The following is an 18717-nucleotide window of genomic DNA, read 5'->3' on the forward strand; positions in this document are numbered from 1 at the left end:
GGGCCGAGCCGCCCAACAACTGGCACGCCATGTTCGGCGGCCCCGCCTGGTCCCGGGTCACGGAGGCGGACGGCCGCCCCGGCCAGTGGTACCTGCACATGTTCACGCCCGAGCAGCCCGACTGGAACTGGCGTGACGCCGAGGTCGGCGGGTACTTCGACGGCGTCCTGCGCTTCTGGCTCGACCGCGGCGTCGACGGCTTCCGCATCGACGTCGCCGCGGGGCTGTTCAAGCACCCCGAGCTGCCCGACTCGCCGGACCCCGAGGCCGACGCCCGCACCCGGGACTCGGTCAACCCGCTCGCCTGGAACCAGCCCGAGGTCCACGACGTCTGGCGGCACTGGCGCGCGGTGTGCGAGGAGTACACGGAGCACGACGGCCGTGAGCGGCTCCTGGTCGGCGAGGTCTCCGTCCCGACGGCGCGCGAACACGCCCGCTACGTCCGCCCGGACGAACTGCACCAGGCCTTCTTCTTCGACCTGTTGAGCGCCTCCTGGGACGCCGACGCCTTCCGCAAGGTCATCACCGAGGCCATGCAGGACATCGCCGGCACCGGCTCCACCGTCACCTGGGTCCTCAACAACCACGACCAGGTCCGCACCGTCACCCGCTACGGCGAACCGGCCACCGAGGGCAGCGGCCTCGGCGCCGCCCGTGCCCGCGCGGCCGCCCTGCTGATGCTGGCCCTGCCCGGCGCGGCGTACATCTACCAGGGCGAGGAGCTGGGCCTGCCCGAGGTGGTCGACCTGCCCGACGACGTGCTCACCGACCCCATCTTCCGCCGCACCGGAAGCCGCGCCCGCATCCGCGACGGCTGCCGCGTCCCGCTGCCGTGGTCCGGACAGGCCTCACCCTTCGGCTTCACCTCCGGGGTCGAGGGCGCCAAGCCCTGGCTGCCGCAGCCCGAGTACTTCGCCGAGTACGCCACCGACCGCGCCCTCGCCGACACCCGCTCCTTCTGGCACCTGTACCGCGACGGACTGCAACTGCGCGCGGCTCTGCCCCAGTTGGGCGAGGGATCGCTGCGCTGGCTGGACACCCAGCCCGACGTCCTCGGCTTCGTCCGCGGCGACGGCCTCGTCTGCGCGGTCAACTTCGGTACGGCACCCGCGCCGGCGCCCGTCCCCGGCACCCCTCTGCTGTCCAGCGGCCCCTGCCCGGCCGGGGTCCTCCCCGGCGCCACGGCCGCCTGGTGGATCGGCGACGACACCGATTCCTGACCCCACACCCCCAGCCCCCCGCCACTCCATCACCTTGCGACACCTTCCGAAGGGACATCGACGATGATGCGACCACGTACCACCCTGCCCACGAGCTGTACCGCCCTCGTCCTCACGCTGGCGCTCGGCGCGACCGCCTGCGGAGGCGGGGAGCCCGTCGCCGCGGGCGGCGGCGACAAGACGCTCGACGGCCAGACCGTCTCCGTCGCCGGCGTCTGGTCCGGCACCGAGCAGAAGAACTTCCAGAAGGTCCTGGACGCGTTCACCGAGAAGACCGGCGCCAAGACGCAGTTCGTGTCCACCGGCGACAACGTCTCCACCGTCGTCGGCAGCAAGATCGAGGGCGGCAACGCCCCCGACGTGGTGATGGTCCCGCAGGTCGGCGTGGTCCAGCAGTTCGCCGAGGCTGGCTGGCTCAAGCCGCTGTCCGCCACCACCGCCAAGTCCGTCGACGCCCACTACGCCGACGTCTGGAAGGACTACGGCAGCGTCGACGGCACCCTCTACGGCCTGTACTTCAAGGCGGCCCACAAGTCGACCGTCTGGTACAGCCCCGACGCCCTCGACCAGGCGGGCGTCCAGCCGCCGAAGACGTACGACGAGATGCTGAAGGCCGGGCGGACCGTCTCCGACTCGGGCCTCGCCGCCTTCTCCGTCGCGGGCCAGGACGGCTGGACGCTCACCGACTGGTTCGAGAACGTCTACCTCTCCCAGGCCGGGCCGGAGAAGTACGACGCCCTCGCCGCGCACGAGCTGAAGTGGACCGACCAGAGCGTGGTCGACGCGCTCACCACCCTCGGCGACCTCTTCGAGGACGAGCAGCTCCTGGCCGGCGGACAGAAGGGCGCCCTCAACACCGACTTCCCCGGTTCCGTCGAGAAGGTCTTCGGCCCCGAGCCCGAGGCCGGCATGGTCTACGAGGGCGACTTCGTCGCCGGAGTCGCCAAGGACCAGTTCGGCCGGAAGATCGGCGAGGACGCGGACTTCTTCCCCTTCCCGCCGGTCGGCGGCGGTGAGGCGCCCGTGGTCAGCGGCGGTGACGCGGCCGTCGTCCTGAAGGACGGCAAGAACACCGAGGCCGGCATGGCCCTCCTGGAGTACCTGGCGACCCCCGAGGCCGCCGCTGTGTGGGCGGAGGCGGGCGGCTTCCTGTCCCCGAACAAGGGACTCGACCTCTCCTCCTACGGCGACGACGTCACCCGTACGACCGCCAAGTCCCTGATCGCGGCCGGGGATTCGGTCCGCTTCGACATGTCCGACCAGGCGCCGGCCGCGTTCGGCGGCACGAAGGGCGCGGGGGAGTGGAAGATCCTCCAGGACTTCCTGCGGGACCCGTCCGATCCGAAGGCGACCGCGAACCAGCTGGAGAACGCCGCGGCCAAGGCCTACAAGGACTGACCGCGATGACCGCCACACTCACGAAGGTGGCCGGTCCGCCCGCCGCCGGTGGCGCCGCCCCCGAGCGGCGCGCCCGGCGGCGGGGCCGGGTCGTCGCCCTGCTCTTCGTCCTTCCCGCGCTGCTCCTGCTCGGCGCCCTCGTCCTCTACCCGGTGCTGTTCTCGGTCGGCCGCAGCTTCTTCGACGCCTCCGGAACCCGGTTCGTGGGCGGCGACAACTACACCGAGATGTTCCGTGACCCGGCCACCCTCAAGGCCGTGCGCAACACCACCGTCTGGGTCGTGGTGGCGCCCGCCCTGCTCACCGGCCTGGGGCTGATCCTCGCGGTGCTGGTCGAGAAGATCCGCTGGGCGACGGCGTTCAAGCTGCTGCTCTTCATGCCGATGGCCGTCTCCTTCCTGGCCGCCGGCATCATCTTCCGGCTCGCCTACGACGAGGACCCCGACAAGGGCGTCCTCAACGCGGCGGCCGTCGGCGTCCACGACGCCTTCCGCGGCACCTCCTCGTACCCCACGGCCCGCGCCCGTGACGGCCAGGGCCTCACGGAGGGCGGCGACGGCTCGTACCGTACGACCGCGACCGTGGCTCCGGGCGACACGGTGGCCCTGGGCCTGGTCGGCGTCGCGCCGAAGGACCTCAAGGGCGCGGAGCCCGCCCACCCGGCGGCGGCCCGTGCGGCGGGCCCCGACGAGGTGCGCGGCGTCGTCTACCTGGACTTCACCCCCGGCGGGGGAGGGAAGCAGGGCGAGGTGGACCGCCGGGAGAGCGGACTGCCGGCGATGAAGGTCGAGGCGGTCCGTGAGGGGCGGACGGTCGCGACCACGACCACGGCGGCCGACGGCTCTTTCCGCTTCCCTGACCTGGAGGCGGGCTCGTACACGGTCACGCTCCCCGGCTCCAACTTCGCCCCGCCCTACGAGGGCATCTCCTGGCTCGGTCCGACACTCGTCACCCCCGCCGTCATCGGCGCCTACCTGTGGATCTGGACCGGCTTCGCCATGGTGCTGATCGGAGCCGGCCTGTCGACCCTGCCCCGGGACACGCTGGAGGCGGCGCGGATGGACGGCGCCAACGAGTGGCAGGTGTTCCGCCGGATCACCGTGCCACTGCTGGCCCCCGTGCTGACCGTGGTCTTCGTGACCCTCGTCATCAACGTCATGAAGGTCTTCGACCTCGTCTACATCATCGCGCCGGGACCGGTGCAGGAGGACGCCACCGTGCTCGCCACCCAGATGTGGCTGGTGTCCTTCGGCGGCGGCAACGACCAGGGGCTCGGCAGCGCGCTCGGCGTCCTGCTGCTCCTGCTGGTCGTCCCCGCCATGGTCTTCAACGTCCGCCGCTTCAAAGGGAGTCAGCGATGAACGCCACCGCGCTCAGGCGGGCGCTCGGCAACAGTCTCGTCCAGGCCTTCCTCGTGGTCGTCGGCCTGATCTGGCTCACCCCGCTCGCCGGACTGCTCCTGTCCTCCCTCCGGTCCACCGAGGACACGGCCAGGGGCGGCTGGTGGACGGCGCTCGCCAGCCCCGGTCAGCTGTCCTTCGACAACTACTCCGCATTGCTGGGCAACGACGGCATCACCCGGGCGTTCTGGAACACGGTCCTGATCTCGGTGCCCACGACCGTCCTCGTCGTCGTCATCGCGGCCCTCGCCGGATACGCCTTCGCCTGGCTGGACTTCCCCGGCCGGGACCCGCTGTTCCTGCTGGTGGTCGCCCTGTTGGTGGTGCCGGTGCAGATCGGCCTGCTGCCGGTGGCCAAACTCTTCGGTCAGCTGGGGCTGTTCGGCACCATCCCGGGGGTCGTCCTCTTCCACGTCTCCTACGGGCTGCCGTTCGCGATCTTCCTGCTGCGGAACTACTTCGCCGAGATGCCGAAGGAGATGCTGGAGGCGGCCCGGATGGACGGCGGCGGCGAGTGGCGCATCTTCACGCGTCTCGTCCTGCCCGTGGGACGGCCGGCCCTCGCCAGCCTCGCCATCTTCCAGTTCCTGTGGGTGTGGAACGACATGCTGGTGGCACTCCTGTTCGCCGACAGCTCGGCACAGCCGCTGACCGTGGAACTCCAGTCACAGATCAGGCAGTTCGGCAGCAACATCGACGTCCTGGCCCCGGGCGCATTCCTGTCCCTGATCGTGCCGGTCGCCGTGTTCTTCGCCTTCCAACGGCACTTCGTCCAGGGGGTGATGGCGGGATCCGTGAAGTAGCGCCGGTGCCGCGCCGAACCTGAGACGCGCTCCCGACTTGCCCACTGGGAAAGTCGAGAGTTAACTTTCCTCCTGGGAAAGTCGATTGACGCGGGAGGGTGAGGGGCGTGAGCGTGCCGGTGGACGCCGAACAGGCATGGAGGGATCTGCAGCGCATCCGTGTGCCGCAGGAGCGGGTGTACGACGAGTTCGAGCACTCCGTGTCCGGCGGGCGCGGCACGACCTACGGCACGGCGGCGCTCATGTGGGTGTTCCTGGCCGGCGTGGGCATGGACCTGCCTCAGTGGGGCGTCGGACTGTTCGTGGCCGCCTATGTCGGCCTGTTGGGCCTGCTGGTCGTGATGAGCAGCCGCAGGACCCGGATGCGACTGCACCACACGCGCTGCCCCGGGCGTATGTGGGCCGCGTTCGGCGCGGCGGCGGTGCTGGTCGGCGGGACGATCGTGCTGGCGGACCACCTGACCGAGTCGCTGGAGCCGATCTACGCCGGCCCCGTCCAGGCCACGGCCGCGGTGGCCGTGTACCTGCTCTCCCTCGGTCCCGCCAACCGCTGGGCGGCCGACTCGGTTCGGCGCGGTGGCGAACGGGCGGCGGACGAGGAGGCAAGTCGATGAGCACCCCTGTCGGCTTCGACGAGTTGATCCACCCCGCCACCCGGCTGTCGGTGGTAGCGCTGCTCGCCGCCACCGAATGGGCGGACTTCGCGTTCGTCCGCGACAGCCTCTCGCTCAGCGACTCCGCGCTCTCCAAACAACTGCACACCCTGGAGGAGGCCGGCTACCTGGAGCTCCACAAGGAGGGCGGCGGCCGCAAGCGGCGCACCAGGGTCAGGCTGACCGACCGGGGCCGCACGGCCTTCGAGGGGCACGTCGCGGCGCTCCGGGCGATCGTCGAGGGCGCCGGCCCGCCGACGGCTTCCGAAGCACCGTCAGAGCAACGACACCACTCGGGGGCAGGCCGATGACACCGGAGCACACACCCGGCCGGCCCGTCGTCCACGCGCGCGACGTGACGATGTCGTACGGCGCCATCGACGTCCTCCACGGTGTCGACCTGGACATCCACCGCGGCGAGGTCTTCGCGCTGCTCGGGCCCAACGGGGCCGGGAAGACCACCACCGTCGAGATCCTGGAGGGCTTCAGGCGCCGTTCCGCCGGCGAGGTGAGCGTCCTCGGTACGGACCCGGAGCGGGGCGACGACGCGTGGCGCGGCCGGATCGGGCTGGTCCTGCAGTCCTGGCGCGACCACGGCCGCTGGCGGGTCGCCGAGCTGCTGACGCACTTCGCCACGTACTACCCCGACCCGCGCGACCCTGCCGAACTGCTCGGCCTGGTCGGCCTCACCGGTCAGGCCGACCGGCAGGTGGCCCGACTGTCCGGCGGCCAGCGCCGGCGCCTGGACGTCGCCCTCGGCATCGTCGGCCGCCCCGAACTCCTCTTCCTGGACGAGCCGACCGCCGGCTTCGATCCCGAGGCCCGGCACGAGTTCCACGTCCTGGTGGAACGGCTGGCCCGCGACGAGGGCGTCACCGTCCTGCTGACCACCCACGACCTCGGGGAGGCCGAGCGGCTCGCCGACCGGATCGCCATGCTGGTCGGCGGCCGGATCCGGGCCTGCGGCACGCCCGCCGAGCTGGCCCGGCGCGCCGCCGCCCGGGCCGAGGTCCGCTGGACGGCCGACGACGGGACACCCCGCCGCGAACGCACCGCGGACCCCTCACGGCTGGTCTGGGAACTCCACCGGCACGCGGACGGCCCGATCGCCGACCTGGAGGTCCGCCGCCCGACGCTGGAGGACACCTATCTGCACATGGTGAGCCAGGACGCCGACGGCTCGGACGGCGACGAGGAAACGGACGCGGACGGAGAGGCACAGGTCGCATGAGGAAGACACCCGTGACGAACAGTTGGCGTGCCGGGATCCAGCGCGGCGGCATCGAACTGCGGCACTTCCTGCGCAACGGGAAGGAGATGTCCAGCCACTTGACGAACGTCGTCGTCGCGCTGATCGTCGCCGCCTACATCAGCGACGACGTGCCCGGCACCCGGACCCCGATGACCCATCTGGTGCTGGCGGGCTTCGCCGCCTATCTGCTGTTCCAGGTCGGACTGATCAACCTCCCGCAGATCCTCGTGACCGAGCGCGAGGAGGGCGCCCTGCTGCGGCTGCGCGCCACGCCCGGGGGGATACCGGCCTACCTCGTCGCCAAGTGCCTGCTGGTGGTCGTCGTGGCGGTCGGCACCCTGGCCCTGCTCCTGGCGGGCGGGGCGCTGCTGGTGGACGGGCCGCTGCCGCGGGGGCCGGGCGCCTGGCTGACGTTGCTCTGGGTCACCACGCTCGGGCTGCTCGCCGTCGTACCGCTGGGCGCGGCCATCGGCGCCGTACTGCCCAACCCCCGCGAGGCGCTGGCGTTGATCATGCTGCCGACGATGGGGCTGCTGCTCACCTCCGGAGTGGTCTTCCCGATCACCATGCTGCCCGTACCGGTCCAGCAGGTGGCCGCGGTCTTCCCGCTCAAGTGGATGGCACAGGGCCTGCGTTCGGCGCTGCTCCCCGACACGGCCCGGACCGCCGAGCCGGCCGGCTCCTGGGAACTCCCGCTGGTCGCCCTGGTGCTGACCGCCTGGGCGGTGCTCGGGTTCCTGCTCGCGGTGCCCCTGCTGCGGCGCGCCGCCCGCCGCGAGTCCGGCTCCCGTCTGTCCGCACGGCACCGCCGGGCGGAACGGAGCGGCGCGCCGCCGGCCTAGCCGGTGCGCGTTCCGCGCGTGGTGTTGACATGTGCACGGTTGGTTCTTATGGTCCGGACCAAGCTTCTGTATTCGGAACAGCGTTCTCATTCCTGAACGAAGTTTCCTGAACGGAAGAGGTCGTCGGATGTCACGCACCAGAACCGCCCTGCTCGGTGTACTCGCCCTGCTGGCCGGCCTGTTGAGCGTCCAGTTCACCGGTCCGGCCCCACGCGCGGCGGCCGCCCCGGCCGCCTTCACCCACCCCGGTGTGCTGGTGGGCCGGGGTCAGCTGGACCATGCCCGCGCGAAGGTGCAGGCGGGCCAACAGCCGTGGAAGGCCGCGTACGACGCCATGATGGCCAGCTCCTACGCGTCGCTGTCGCGTGCCGCCAAGCCGCGGCCCGTGGTGGAGTGCGGCTCGTCGTCCAACCCCAACCACGGCTGCACCGACGAGCGCCAGGACGCCATCGCGGCCTACACGCACGCGCTCGCCTGGTACGTCACCCGGGACGGCCGGTACGCCAGGAAGTCGATCGAGATCATGGACGCCTGGTCCGCGACCATCACCGACCACACCAACAGCAACGCTCCGCTGCAGACGGGTTGGGCGGGTGCCACCTGGCCGCGCGCCGCCGAGATCATCAAGTACACCTACGACGGCGGCTGGCCGGGCGCCGGCCGCTTCGCCACCATGCTGCGCGACGTGTACCTCCCCGAGGTGATCAACGGCGCGCCGACCAAGAACGGCAACTGGGAACTGGTCATGACCGAGGCGGCACTGGGCATCTCCGTCTTCATCGAGGACCGCGCCGCCTACGACAAGGCCGTCCGCACCTACCTCGCCCGCGTGCCGGCGTACGTCTACCTGAACGGCGACGGTGACCTGCCCGAGCCGCCCGCGGGCGGCAGCATCGACACCAGGGCCGAGATCATCAAGTACTGGCAGGGGCAGAGCACCTTCACCGACGGCCTCGCCCAGGAGACCTGCCGCGACTTCGGGCACACCGGCTGGGGCATCGCCTCCCTCGCGAACATCGCGGAGACCAGCCGGATCCAGGGCCAGGACCTCTACCCCAGCATCCAGGACCGGCTGCGCCACGCCCTCGGCTTCCACACGTCCTACGAGAACGGCACCGCCGTACCCTCCTGGCTGTGCGGCGGCTCGGTCGACAAGGGGCTCGGCCGCGTCACCGAGGTCGCCTTCAACGCCCTTCACCACCGCCTCGGCATCGCGATGTCCCACACCCGGAGGTACACGGAGGCGCACCGGCCGTCGGGCACGGACAACTACTTCAACGCCTGGGCGACGCTCACCCATGCGGGCAACCCCAACTGAGCACCGTCCGACGGTGGTTGTGAGGTGATCTGCGCCTCACGAGCAACCCTCCAGGCGTGCACGGCATCTTGATCGGTGACGGACGCCGCCCCGGGCTCCTGGGGCGGCGTCGATTTTCACGCGCTATACACGCCATGTATACACAGAGTGTATAGCGCGCATCCACCGAAAGGGTTCCATGTACGGCAAGGCGTTCGCGCCCGAATACCAAGGCGCTCTGACCACCCTGTCCGTGAACTCCTCGCTGATCGAGGTACTGGCGGCCGGAACGCGGCAGTTGAGAGAGGCCGAGCGCGCCGGGGAACACGGTGAGGCGGCACGCTCCGGTCTCGCCGTGGCCGAGGCGCACCGCCGGCTGGGGCAGATCGGGGAGGCCGACCGGGCGTGGAAGGCGAGTTACCGTGCGGCCAGAGCGGTGGGTGACGAGGGAGCGATGGCCTGGGCCCTGTGGAGCGGGGGCACGCTGGCCAGACAACGCGGCTCGTTCGCCCTGGCCCGGCGGCTGCTCGGGCTGGCGGCCGACCTGGGGGAGCAGGGAGGAGACGTCGTCGTGCGCGGCTACTCCCTCGCCGGACTGGCCGAGACGGGCAGGATCCAGGGCGACTACGAGGCCGTCGCCCACCTGCACGAACAGTTGCTGGCCGAGGCCCGGCGGCGAGGGGAGGCGCGGCACACGGTGTGGGCGCTGGAGGGCATCGCGCAGATCCACCGCCAGCGGGGCTCGTACGACAGCGCCTACGCGATGTTCGAAGAGGCGGCCGGGATAGCCGCGGGCGCCGACGACCGGCGCGGCCACGCCTGGGCGCTGCGCGGCCTCGCCGACATCGTCTCGGCGCGGGACGGGGACGTCGAGCGGGCGCTCGCCCTGCTGTCGGAGGCGGAGGCCGTGTGCCGGACGATGCGGCTCTCCAGCGCGCTGGCCTACAACCACAAGATGCGGGGCAACGTCCTCTACCGGGCGGGGCGTCACGCCGAGGCGCGGGACACGTACGAGCTGGCACTCGCGGAGTTCCGCGAGATGAGCGAGCCGCGCGGGGAAGCGCTGGCCAGGCTGGGCCTCGCCAAGTCCCTCGCCCGGCTCGGCCGGAGCCACACCGAGACGGCTGCCGAACTGGACGAGGTGGCACAGGAGTTGGACCGGATCGGCCTACGGCACGCGAGGCAGATGGTGGCGCGGGCGCGGGAGGAAGTCGGCCTGGGGGACGGGGACGCAGTCGGCCTGAGGGCCACCGGTCGCGGTGTCCGGGCGGAGGTCGTACGGTGACCCCGGTCTCCTCGGCGGTACGGGTGCCGACGGACGTCCCTCTCGTGCTGGAGCGCTGCCGCGAACTGGTGCGGCCGGTGCTCTCGGACGCGGTCGGGCGGATGCACCCCTGGGTGGGGGAGATGGCCGCGTACTCCTTCGGCTGGTGCGAGGTGGGCGGCGCCCCCGTCACCGCGTCCGGGGGCAAGGGGGTGCGGCAGGCGCTGGCCGTGCTCGGGGCAGAGGCGGTGGGCGCCGCCGGGCGGACGGGAGTGCCCGCGGCGGTCGCGGTGGAGTTGGTGCACACCTTCTCGCTGCTGCACGACGACATCATGGACGGTGACTCGGCCCGGCGCCGTCGCCCCGCCGTCTGGAAGGCGTACGGCACGGGGCCCGCGGTCCTCGCGGGCGACGCCCTGTTCGCGCTGGCCGTCGAGACGCTCGCGGCCACCGAGGCGGGTGCCGCCGCGGTACGCGTGCTGTCGGTGGCGCTCGGCGACCTGGTGCACGGGCAGGCGGAGGACCTGCTGTTCGCCGCGCGCCCCTGGACGGGGCCCGAGCGGGTGCGGCCCGCGGAGTACCGGGCGATGGCCGAGCACAAGACCGGGGCGCTGCTCGGCAGCGCGGCCGCGCTCGGCGCGCTGCTGGGCGGCGGTCCGCCGCCCGTGATCTCGGCGCTCGACCGAGCCGGCCGCCGTCTCGGCCTGGCGTTCCAGATCGTCGACGATGTGCTGGGCATCTGGGGCGACCCCGCAGTCACCGGCAAACCCGTGCACGGCGATCTCCGGGAGCGCAAGAAGACCTTCCCCGTCCTGGCGGCCCTGGACTCCCCGTCTCCTGCGGCGCGGCGCCTGGCCGCGCTGCTGAGGTCGGGGGCCGACCCTGAGGAGGCGGCCGAGCTCGTCGAGGCGGCGGGCGGCCGGACAGCGGCGCTGGACGAGGCACGGGCACACGTCGCCGCCGCGGAGGCCGCACTGGCCGACGTCGCGTCGGAAGGCGCGGCCGCGGACGAGTTGCGGGCACTGTCGGAGTATTTGGTACGACGCGACCTCTGAGGAGCGGTCCCCGCCTCGGCTTCCGTCGGCCCTGGCCGGACAGGCGCGAGCCGTCGCGTCGCGTCCGTCCGGCCGAGGTGCTCACCGAAGTGCCTTCTCCACGCGCCGATTAACCGGGGGGATCCGGGTACACGGGGCGGCATGACGCCGAGGAACGACCACCTGATGCCGCTGCCCGCCGTGCGGCAACTGCGCCGGATCCGCACCTTCTACGCGACGGCCGCCCTCCTGTGGGCGGTGTTGGCGGCCGGGGAAGGGTGGACGCGTCCCGGGAGCCGGCCCATGTGGGTGTCGGTGCTCCTTCTCGTGCTCTTCACCGGGCTGTTGTCCGTGACGTCCCTGTGGTTACGGCGTCATCGGACCGCCGAGGCGGCTCTGACGGACGCCCGGACCGCCCGAGCGTCGAAACGCGCGATGCCGCGGGCCCGCCTCGTTCCACGGCTCAGGACCATGGGCGCGGGTCCGGCGGCGGACCGGTGACGGTCGGGTCGTCGTGGCCGAGGCGGGCCAGGCGGCGCAGCAGGGGGCCGCGGCCGCCGTCGGGAACCGTCCACAGGGTCTGACCCCTGACGCCCCACCGCTCCAGCAGCGCGTTGGCGGCGAGGAATCCGCTCGTGGCCGCCCGCTCCATGAGGGCGACCGGGAGGCCCGTGCGGACCAGATCCCCGGCCACCACCAGAGCGGGGTCGCTGGTGCGCACCGTGGGCCGGTTGCCGTACCGGCCGACCGGGAACAGCGGGCAGTCGGCCCGCCACTCGTGCCGTTCGTCCAGCACCGTCGCCGCACGCGTCTCGGGGTACACCCGGTGCAACTGCTCCAGCAGACGCTTCTGTTCGACGTCGCGGGGCGAGCGGTCGGAGAGGGCGTAGGCGTGCAGTTCCACGACGGATCCGCCGGTGCGGGCGGCCCGGCGCGCGGCCTCCCCCTCCCATCGGTCGAGCACGCTGACGTTGTCGAGCGTGCCGTAGCCGGCGGTGCCCAGGAAGCCGGGTCGGCCGGCGGCGACGGGGCGGTCCAGCCACAGCCGGGAGACCAGGAAGGGCGGAGCGCTCCGCAGCGCCGCCACCCGCTCGCGCCAGGCGGCGTCCGCCAGCCGTGGTGAGCCCTGGACGAGGGAACGCAGGCCCCCCGTGTCCAGGGCCAGCACGACCGCGTCGTGACGTCGTTCCTCCTGGCCGGCGGCGACGAGGAAGCCACCGTCGGGCGTGGGCTCGACCGCCTCGACCGCCGTCCGGGTGCGCAGGTCGGCCCCGTGACCGCGCAGATAGGCCGCGAGGGGCTCCCACAGGGCGGTGGGGAAAGGCTCGTCGGGGACGTCGAACAGGAGTCCTTCGGCCGAGCCGAGGAAGTAGATGTGGAACATCAGGACCATCTCGGCCGCCGACAGTTCGCGCGGATCGGCGAAGAAACTGCGGGAGAACACCTCGAACGCCAGGTGCTGCGCGGCCTCGGGGAAGCGGATCGCGTCGAGGAAGTCGCGGGCGCTGACGTCGTCGAGGCGGTTGTGGACGTCGGGGACCCGCACGTCCAGAAGCGGCAGCGCGGCGACCGGGTTCATACGGATGAGGTCCCGGAGCCCGAAGGAGGGGCTCAGGGCGACGAATCCCAGCGCGCTCCACGGCGGGGTGCGGGGGACGCGTCCGAAACCGTCGTGCAGGCCGTCGGCGTGCCGGAGGGGGTAGTCGGGCAGGCCCCGCAGACGGGTCAGGCCGGGGTCGGTCCGCCGCAGCAGTCCGCGCAGGTTGTAGTACTGGCGGAAGAAGGCGTGGAAGCCGCGGCTCATGGTGACGGTGGTCCCGTCGGACAGGACGGTCGGCCAGCCGGCCAGGCGCCCGCCGAGGGTCGCCTCCCGTTCGTGGAGCGTGACCCGCACACCGCGTTCCGCGAGGGCTGTCGCGGCCGCCAGGCCGGCGATGCCGCCCCCGACGACAGCGGCCGTCGGAGGCCGGTCGCCCATGCACCGCGGGGCGCCGGGCACCGGGTTCATCCTGCGGACCCGTCGGTCCCTGCCGGGCCGCGACGAGTCGTTTCCCCGGCGGGCCCTCATCGGCCGGCCTCCTCGGCGGCCGGCCGGCGGGCGACGATCGTGTGCGTGATGCCCGTCTGCCAGCCGGGCAGGGGCAGGGCCCGCACGGCTTCGAAGCCATGGGAGCGGACCCGTGCGGCGAAGCCGTCCGCGGTGTCGAACTCCACCACGCTGCGCCACAGGTGGCGGTAGAGGCCGCCGTCGCCGAGGACGGTCGCCACGGGCAGGACCAGGCCGCGGCACACCCCCGTCCACACCGCGCGGTGGACGGGTCGGCCGCTGAGGGTGTACTCGTGCACGGCCAGGCGGCCCCGAGGGGTCAGGACGTCGCGCACGGTCGACAGGACAGCGTCGGGATCGGTGACGTTCCGGAAGAGATAGGCGGCGAACACGGCGTCGAACGGCCCGTCCACACCGGCCTCCGCCAGCCGTTCGGCGGGCGCCCGCACGAAGCTGACCCCCTCGCGCCAGGGTTTGCGGGCCGCGCGCTCCAGCATGCCCGCCGAGGCGTCCACCGCGGTGATCTCGGCCCCCGGGAGGACGGCGGCGAGCGCGGCGGTGGACGCACCGGTCCCACAGCCGAGGTCGAGGACGCGCAGACCGGCTCCCCGCCCGGGCAGGCCGAGGCGGCGCGCCGAGCGGCGCAACTGGCCGTGATAGCCGGGGTTGGCGGACACCAGGGTGTCGTAGCTGCGCGAGGCGTGGTCGAACGCGGCGGCCAGGTCCTCGTCGCGGAGCAGCGTCATGGGATCTCCTCGGTCGGGTGCACGGAGGGTCGCCGTGCCGGTCATGGGTGGCCGGGGTCGCGGTCGGGGGACGGTCCGCCGGAGAAGGGTGGTTCGGCGGAGAGGGGCTGTTCTGGGGAGAAGGACTGTTCGGCGGAGAGGGGTTGCTCCGGGGAGAAGGGCTGTTCGGCGGTGCCGCGGGGCAGCCAAAACAGCTCCGCCGCGGAGCGGAGCATCGGCAGCACCGGCGTGCGCAGGCCGAGGGCGAGGTCCTCGTGGAGGCGGGTCCCCCCGTCCAGGAACCGCAGCAGCCGTCGCGCCGGAACCCGCGAGAACAGCCGGGTGAAGAAGGCGGCGCCGTCGACGCGGCCACTGTCCAGGGCCCTCAGCAGCACCGCGTCCATCGCGCGCGAACGGGCCGTGTGGGCCGGGGGAGGCACCGGGTTCCGGCCCGCGCGCAGCGCGGCGGCGATCGCTCGGGTCTGCCGCTGGATCGCGGAGAACGTATAGCCCGTGGACGGCCGCGTGGCGCCTCCCGCCGTGCCGATGCGGAACACCGAAGGGCCCGCCCGTCGCTCGAAGCGCGCGTCGGTCATGGGGATGACCCCGCTCTCCGTCGCGACGACCTCGAAGCCGCGCAGCCCCAGCACGTCCTCGCTGTAGCGGCGCAGTGCGGTGTCGTAGGCGTCGCGGGGCAGGACGGCACCGGAGAACTCGGTGTACTCCACCAGTGCCCGGTGGCTGTCGGTGGGCAGCACGTAGCCGAAGGCGAGCCCGCCGGGCGGCTGCGGCACCCGGAAGTCCATGAACTCCACCGTGCCGCTGTCGAACACCGGTCGCCCGGTACGGACGAACCAGCCGTGGAAGTGCTGCAACAGGGTGGTGCGGGCGGCGGGCAGGCTCCCGAGGGGCCGGGAGTCGAAGACCCAGCGGGCGCGGACCGTCAGGGGGACGCCCTGGCCGGATCGGGCGCGGATCTCGGCTCCTCCGGCGATGCCGTCCACCGTCTCGACGACCGCTTCCAGACGGCGTACCGCGTCGCCGCGGGCCAGTTCGCGCGTGACGAGGTCCTCGAAGTCGTCGGAGCGGAGCATCTTGTAGGTCAGGGGCGCGATGTCGCGCTGAAGGATCCGGCCCTCGGGGGTGCGCATCCGCAGCCGCCGCCAGACGGCGCTGAGGGCAGCGTCGTACGGGCCGGGCCCCTCCTCCCAGAAGCACCAGGTGCGGCTCGGGGGGCGCAGCGGGCCCGGGGGCGCGTCCAGCAGGATCACCGACAGGCGGGGGGCGCCGGGGGCGCGTCGTGACAGCCGGTGGGCGAGGGACAGGCCGGCCGCCCCCGCACCCACGATGGCCACATCAGCTTCCCGCACACGCCGCTCCTTCCTCGTGGTGGCCTTCCGCAAGCTTTCCGTCTCGGGGGCCGCCTCGGCGGCAGGCTCGGCGGCAGGGTCCACGGACGGGGAGCGGTTCGCCCGCTCCCCGGGTTTCCTTCCACACGCGTCGATTGCGCATCGATGTCCGTGTCACGCCGAGTGGTCCAGGGCGCCTTCCTCCCGCAGGCGGTGGCTCAGGCGCCGTAGCCCGCGCCGCGCGTGGCTCTTGACGGTACCCAGTGGCCAGCCGGTCACCTCGGCGATCTGTGTCTGCGTCAGGTCGTCGTAGAAGGCGAGGGTGAGCACCAGCCGCTGCGGGGCCGGGATGCGGGTGAACTCGCGGTCGATCAGGACCCGGTCGAGCACGGCGTCGGGCAGCGTGTCGGGGTTCACGCTCGCCTCGGTCAGGTGCGCTCCGGCGGCTGCCACGAGTTCGGCCCGCCGGGTCCGGGCCGTCAGGGCGTCGGCGATCTTGCGCCGGGTGATGCCGACGAGCCAGGCGCCCAGAGGGCCGCGCTCGGGGGCGTACCCGGCGCGTCCGCGCCAGGCGGCGAGGAACACCGACTGCCGGACGTCCTCCGCCTCCCGGGCGTCGCCGAGGGAGCGTCGGGCCAGGGTGAACACGAGGGGGCCCCACCGGTGGTAGGCGGCGGTCAGGCTGCCCTCGTCCCCGGCGACGAAACCGGCGGCCAGGTCCTCGCACGCGGGGGCGTCCCCGGTCGGGGTCCGGGGCGGGACGCCGTCGTGGGTGTGCCTGGTGGCCTGCTCTGCAGTCATGGCAGTCATGGCGTCTGCTCCTTGTGCGGGCTGGGTCCGTCGCGCCCCACGGGGGTGACGGTCGTGCTGCCGGGGCACCCGGTTCCCGGTCGAGCGGGGCTCGTGCCGCCGACTGCGGCGACTCCTCCACCCTGCGAGGGCAGACCGAAGGGAGACAACTCGCATCGCCTGTGCAGCGTTTTGCGTCACGCCGCGCCGCTCCGCAGCGCGCGCCGGGCTCGGAGCACGAACCAGCCATGCCTTTTCACTCCTCCGGCGCATCCGCGCGCCCCTCCGCCACGGAAGGCGTTGAAGCAGACCCCCGCTGTGCCGGCGACGGAAGGAACCCTGATGGGCCCCAGCGACGCGAAGGACCACCCCGCGGCAGCGTCACCGCCCGAATCCCCCGAGGAGGACCCCTCACACATGCCGGCGCACACGTGCGAGCCGCACGCCGTCGACCGCGACGTCCCCGGGGCCGTACGACGCGTGCTGGAGGGCCTGCTGGCGGAGCGCACGGAACGGGCCGCCGCGCTCGACCCGGTCTTCGCGGGGGATCTGGCCGAGCGCGTCGCACGGTTCGCCCTGGACGGCGGCAAGCTCATGCGTCCGCGCTTCGTCTGGTGGGCCCTGCGCGCCTGCGGGGGAGGGGCGGCGGAGGCGGAGGCCGCCCTGCGTGTCGGCGCCGCACTCGAACTGATCCAGACCTGCGCGCTGGTCCACGACGACGTCATGGACCGCTCCCGGCTGCGCCGCGGCCGACTCGCCCTGCACGCCGACGTCGCCGCGCAGTACGCCGACGTCACGGAACCGGCCCACGGGGAACGGTTCGGAGAGGCCGCGGCCATCCTCGCCGGGGATCTGGCCCTGGCCTGGGCGGACGACATCGTGGCGGCCACCAGGGCGACACCGGCCGCCGAGCACGCCGTCCGCGGGCTGTGGAGCATCATGCGCACCGAGATGGTGGCCGGTCAGTACCTGGACATCCAGGGCCAGGCCACCTCCTCCAGGTCCCTGGCCCGCGCGATCCGTGCCGCCTGCCTCAAGAGCGCCCTGTACTCGGTGGAGCGCCCCCTGGCCCTCGGGGCGGCGCTGGCGGGGGCGGACGCCGCGCGGACCCGGACCCTGTGCTCGGTGGGCCGCTGCGTCGGCATGGCCTTCCAGCTCCGGGACGACCTCGGCGACGTCTTCGGTGGTCCCGGGCACGTCGGCAAACCCACCGGGGGCGACATCCGGGCCGGCAAGCCCACCTACCTGGTCGCCGTGGCGCAGGCCCGGGCCGAGGCGGCCGACGACCGGCGTGCCCTCGCCGTGCTGCGGCACTCCCTCGGCCGGGCCGATCTGCCGGAGCACCGTCTCACCGAGGTCCGTGACGTCCTCGACCGCACCGGCGCGCGCGACATCGTCGAGGCGAAGATCGACCGTCTCGTCGCCCAGGGCCTGCGTCACCTGGACTCCGCCCCGCTGGAGGCGGAGGGCCGACGGCGCCTGCGGGAACTGCTGCACACCACGGTCGGGCTCCCGTCGCCGCCTCCCTCCTCCGGCGCCCACGGTCCCGCCGACGGCGTGCCGGTCTCGCTGCTGCTGGGCGCCGTCGAAGGGGCCGCCCGATGACCAGGACCGTTCCCGGGCGCACGGACCACGTGGTGGTCGTCGGCGCCGGACTCTCCGGCCTGGCGGCCACCCTGCACCTGCTCGGGGCAGGCCGCCGGGTGACCCTCGTCGAGCGCGACGCGCTGCCCGGCGGTCGCGCCGGACGCCTGGAGCGCGGCGGCTACCGCATCGACACCGGCCCCACCGTGCTGACCATGCCCGACCTCGCCGACGAGGCCTTCGCCGCGGTGGGCACGACCCTGCGCGAGCGCGTCGACCTCATCCCCCTGCACCCCGCCTACCGGGCCCTGTTCGCGGACGGCAGCGGCATCGACGTCCACACCGACGCCGACGCCATGGAGGCGGAGGTCGAACGCTTCGCCGGCGCCGCGGAGGCCGCGGGCTACCGGCGGCTGCGCGGCTGGCTGGAGCGGCTGTACCGGGCGCAGATGAGACGCTTCATCGACACCAACTTCGACTCCCCCTTCCAGCTGCTCACCCCGGACCTCGCGCGGCTCGCCGCGCTCGGCGGCCTCGGCCGGCTGGACGCGGGGATCGGCCGTCACCTGCGCGACGAACGCCTGCGCCGGGTCTTCTCCTTCCAGGCGCTGTACGCGGGCGTCCCGCCGGCGCGCGCACTCGCCGCCTACGCCGTGATCGCCTACATGGACACCGTGGCCGGCGTGTACTTCCCCCGCGGCGGGATGCACGCCCTGCCGCGGGCCATGGCGGACGCCGCCGCCGAAGCGGGCGCGGACCTGCGGTTCGGACGGGACGTCACCCGGCTGGAACGCTCCGGCGACCGCGTCACCGCCGTGGTCACCGCGCACGAGCGCATCCCGTGCGACGCCGTCGTCCTCACCCCCGACCTGCCCGTCACGTACGCGCTGCTCGGCCGACCACCCCGTCGTCCGCTGCGGATCAGGCACGCGCCCTCGGCCGCCGTCCTGCACGTCGGCACCGACCGGACCTGGCCCCAACTCGCCCACCACACCCTGTCCTTCGGCCACGCGTGGCGACGCACCTTCGACGAACTCACCCGCACCGGAAGCCTGATGAG

General features: G+C 73.0%; 18 protein-coding genes. 14 read left to right on the top strand and 4 right to left on the bottom strand.

Translation table 11 applies throughout. The annotated features are described in order from the left end of the window. From P1P70_RS22780 to P1P70_RS22835, 12 genes are all read left to right on the top strand, one after another. A partial coding sequence (locus P1P70_RS22780) for an alpha-amylase family glycosyl hydrolase (RefSeq protein ID WP_319240636.1) occupies positions 1-1220 on the top strand: 1220 nt, incomplete at its 5' end. Between the two features lie 63 nt (positions 1221-1283). Continuing rightward, a complete protein-coding gene (locus tag P1P70_RS22785; protein ID WP_319240638.1) occupies positions 1284-2618 on the top strand; it encodes an ABC transporter substrate-binding protein in 1335 nt (444 codons plus the stop codon). A 5-nt stretch (positions 2619-2623) separates the two neighbouring features. After that, the gene (locus tag P1P70_RS22790; protein WP_319240640.1) at positions 2624-3979 is read left to right on the top strand and encodes a sugar ABC transporter permease; all 1356 of its coding nucleotides are present in this window, start codon (positions 2624-2626) and stop codon (positions 3977-3979) included. Next, entirely contained in the window at positions 3976-4821 is an 846-nt protein-coding gene (locus tag P1P70_RS22795) for a carbohydrate ABC transporter permease (RefSeq protein WP_319240642.1), read from the top strand. Before P1P70_RS22790 ends, P1P70_RS22795 begins: the two co-directional genes overlap by 4 nt. Before the next feature lie 107 nt (positions 4822-4928). Continuing rightward, positions 4929-5435: a hypothetical protein gene (locus P1P70_RS22800; RefSeq protein WP_319240644.1), complete on the top strand. Its 507-nt coding sequence runs from the start codon at positions 4929-4931 to the stop codon at positions 5433-5435. Next, a complete protein-coding gene (locus tag P1P70_RS22805) occupies positions 5432-5785 on the top strand; it encodes a transcriptional regulator (RefSeq protein WP_319240646.1) in 354 nt (117 codons plus the stop codon). The genes P1P70_RS22800 and P1P70_RS22805 overlap by 4 nt, the downstream gene beginning before the upstream one ends. Beyond that, positions 5782-6705, top strand: coding sequence for an ABC transporter ATP-binding protein (locus P1P70_RS22810; RefSeq protein WP_319240648.1), 924 nt, complete (start codon positions 5782-5784; stop codon positions 6703-6705). Before P1P70_RS22805 ends, P1P70_RS22810 begins: the two co-directional genes overlap by 4 nt. Before the next feature lie 11 nt (positions 6706-6716). After that, positions 6717-7568, top strand: a complete 852-nt coding sequence (locus P1P70_RS22815) for an ABC transporter permease (protein WP_413471527.1) — start codon at positions 6717-6719, stop codon at positions 7566-7568. Between the two features lie 127 nt (positions 7569-7695). Further along, on the top strand, positions 7696-8886 hold the full coding sequence (locus P1P70_RS22820) for an alginate lyase family protein (protein WP_319240652.1): 1191 nt from the start codon (positions 7696-7698) through the stop codon (positions 8884-8886). A gap of 178 nt (positions 8887-9064) precedes the next feature. Then, entirely contained in the window at positions 9065-10150 is a 1086-nt protein-coding gene (locus tag P1P70_RS22825) for a tetratricopeptide repeat protein (RefSeq protein WP_319240654.1), read from the top strand. Then, the gene (locus P1P70_RS22830) at positions 10147-11184 is read left to right on the top strand and encodes a polyprenyl synthetase family protein (RefSeq protein ID WP_319240656.1); all 1038 of its coding nucleotides are present in this window, start codon (positions 10147-10149) and stop codon (positions 11182-11184) included. Before P1P70_RS22825 ends, P1P70_RS22830 begins: the two co-directional genes overlap by 4 nt. Positions 11185-11325: 141 nt before the next feature. Beyond that, the gene (locus P1P70_RS22835; RefSeq protein ID WP_319240658.1) at positions 11326-11664 is read left to right on the top strand and encodes a hypothetical protein; all 339 of its coding nucleotides are present in this window, start codon (positions 11326-11328) and stop codon (positions 11662-11664) included. Here the strand turns inward: P1P70_RS22835 and P1P70_RS22840 are convergent. The 4 genes from P1P70_RS22840 to P1P70_RS22855 form a co-directional block, all read right to left on the bottom strand. Next, a complete protein-coding gene (locus P1P70_RS22840) occupies positions 11627-13171 on the bottom strand; it encodes an FAD-dependent oxidoreductase (protein ID WP_319240660.1) in 1545 nt (514 codons plus the stop codon). The two genes, P1P70_RS22835 and P1P70_RS22840, sit on opposite strands and share 38 nt — an antisense overlap. Before the next feature lie 56 nt (positions 13172-13227). Then, positions 13228-13956 carry a methyltransferase domain-containing protein gene (locus tag P1P70_RS22845; RefSeq protein ID WP_319240662.1) on the bottom strand — a complete coding sequence of 243 codons (729 nt, stop codon included), beginning with the start codon at positions 13954-13956 and terminating at the stop codon, positions 13228-13230. 41 nt (positions 13957-13997) lie between these two features. After that, positions 13998-15305 carry a lycopene cyclase family protein gene (locus P1P70_RS22850; RefSeq protein ID WP_319240664.1) on the bottom strand — a complete coding sequence of 436 codons (1308 nt, stop codon included), beginning with the start codon at positions 15303-15305 and terminating at the stop codon, positions 13998-14000. Between the two features lie 153 nt (positions 15306-15458). After that, positions 15459-16085 (bottom strand): RNA polymerase sigma factor, encoded by a 627-nt coding sequence (locus P1P70_RS22855; RefSeq protein ID WP_319240670.1) that lies wholly within the window; start codon positions 16083-16085, stop codon positions 15459-15461. A gap of 330 nt (positions 16086-16415) precedes the next feature. Here P1P70_RS22855 and P1P70_RS22860 point away from each other — a divergent pair, with 330 nt between their 5' ends. After that, complete coding sequence (locus P1P70_RS22860) at positions 16416-17678, top strand: polyprenyl synthetase family protein (protein WP_413471528.1); 1263 nt, start codon at positions 16416-16418, stop codon at positions 17676-17678. Then, the coding region (crtI, locus tag P1P70_RS22865) for a phytoene desaturase family protein (protein ID WP_319240668.1) at positions 17675-18717 on the top strand (1043 nt) is incomplete at its 3' end. The genes P1P70_RS22860 and crtI, both read left to right, overlap by 4 nt.

It is taken from the genome of Streptomyces sp. MB09-02B (assembly GCF_033794485.1).
Taxonomy (GTDB): domain Bacteria; phylum Actinomycetota; class Actinomycetes; order Streptomycetales; family Streptomycetaceae; genus Streptomyces.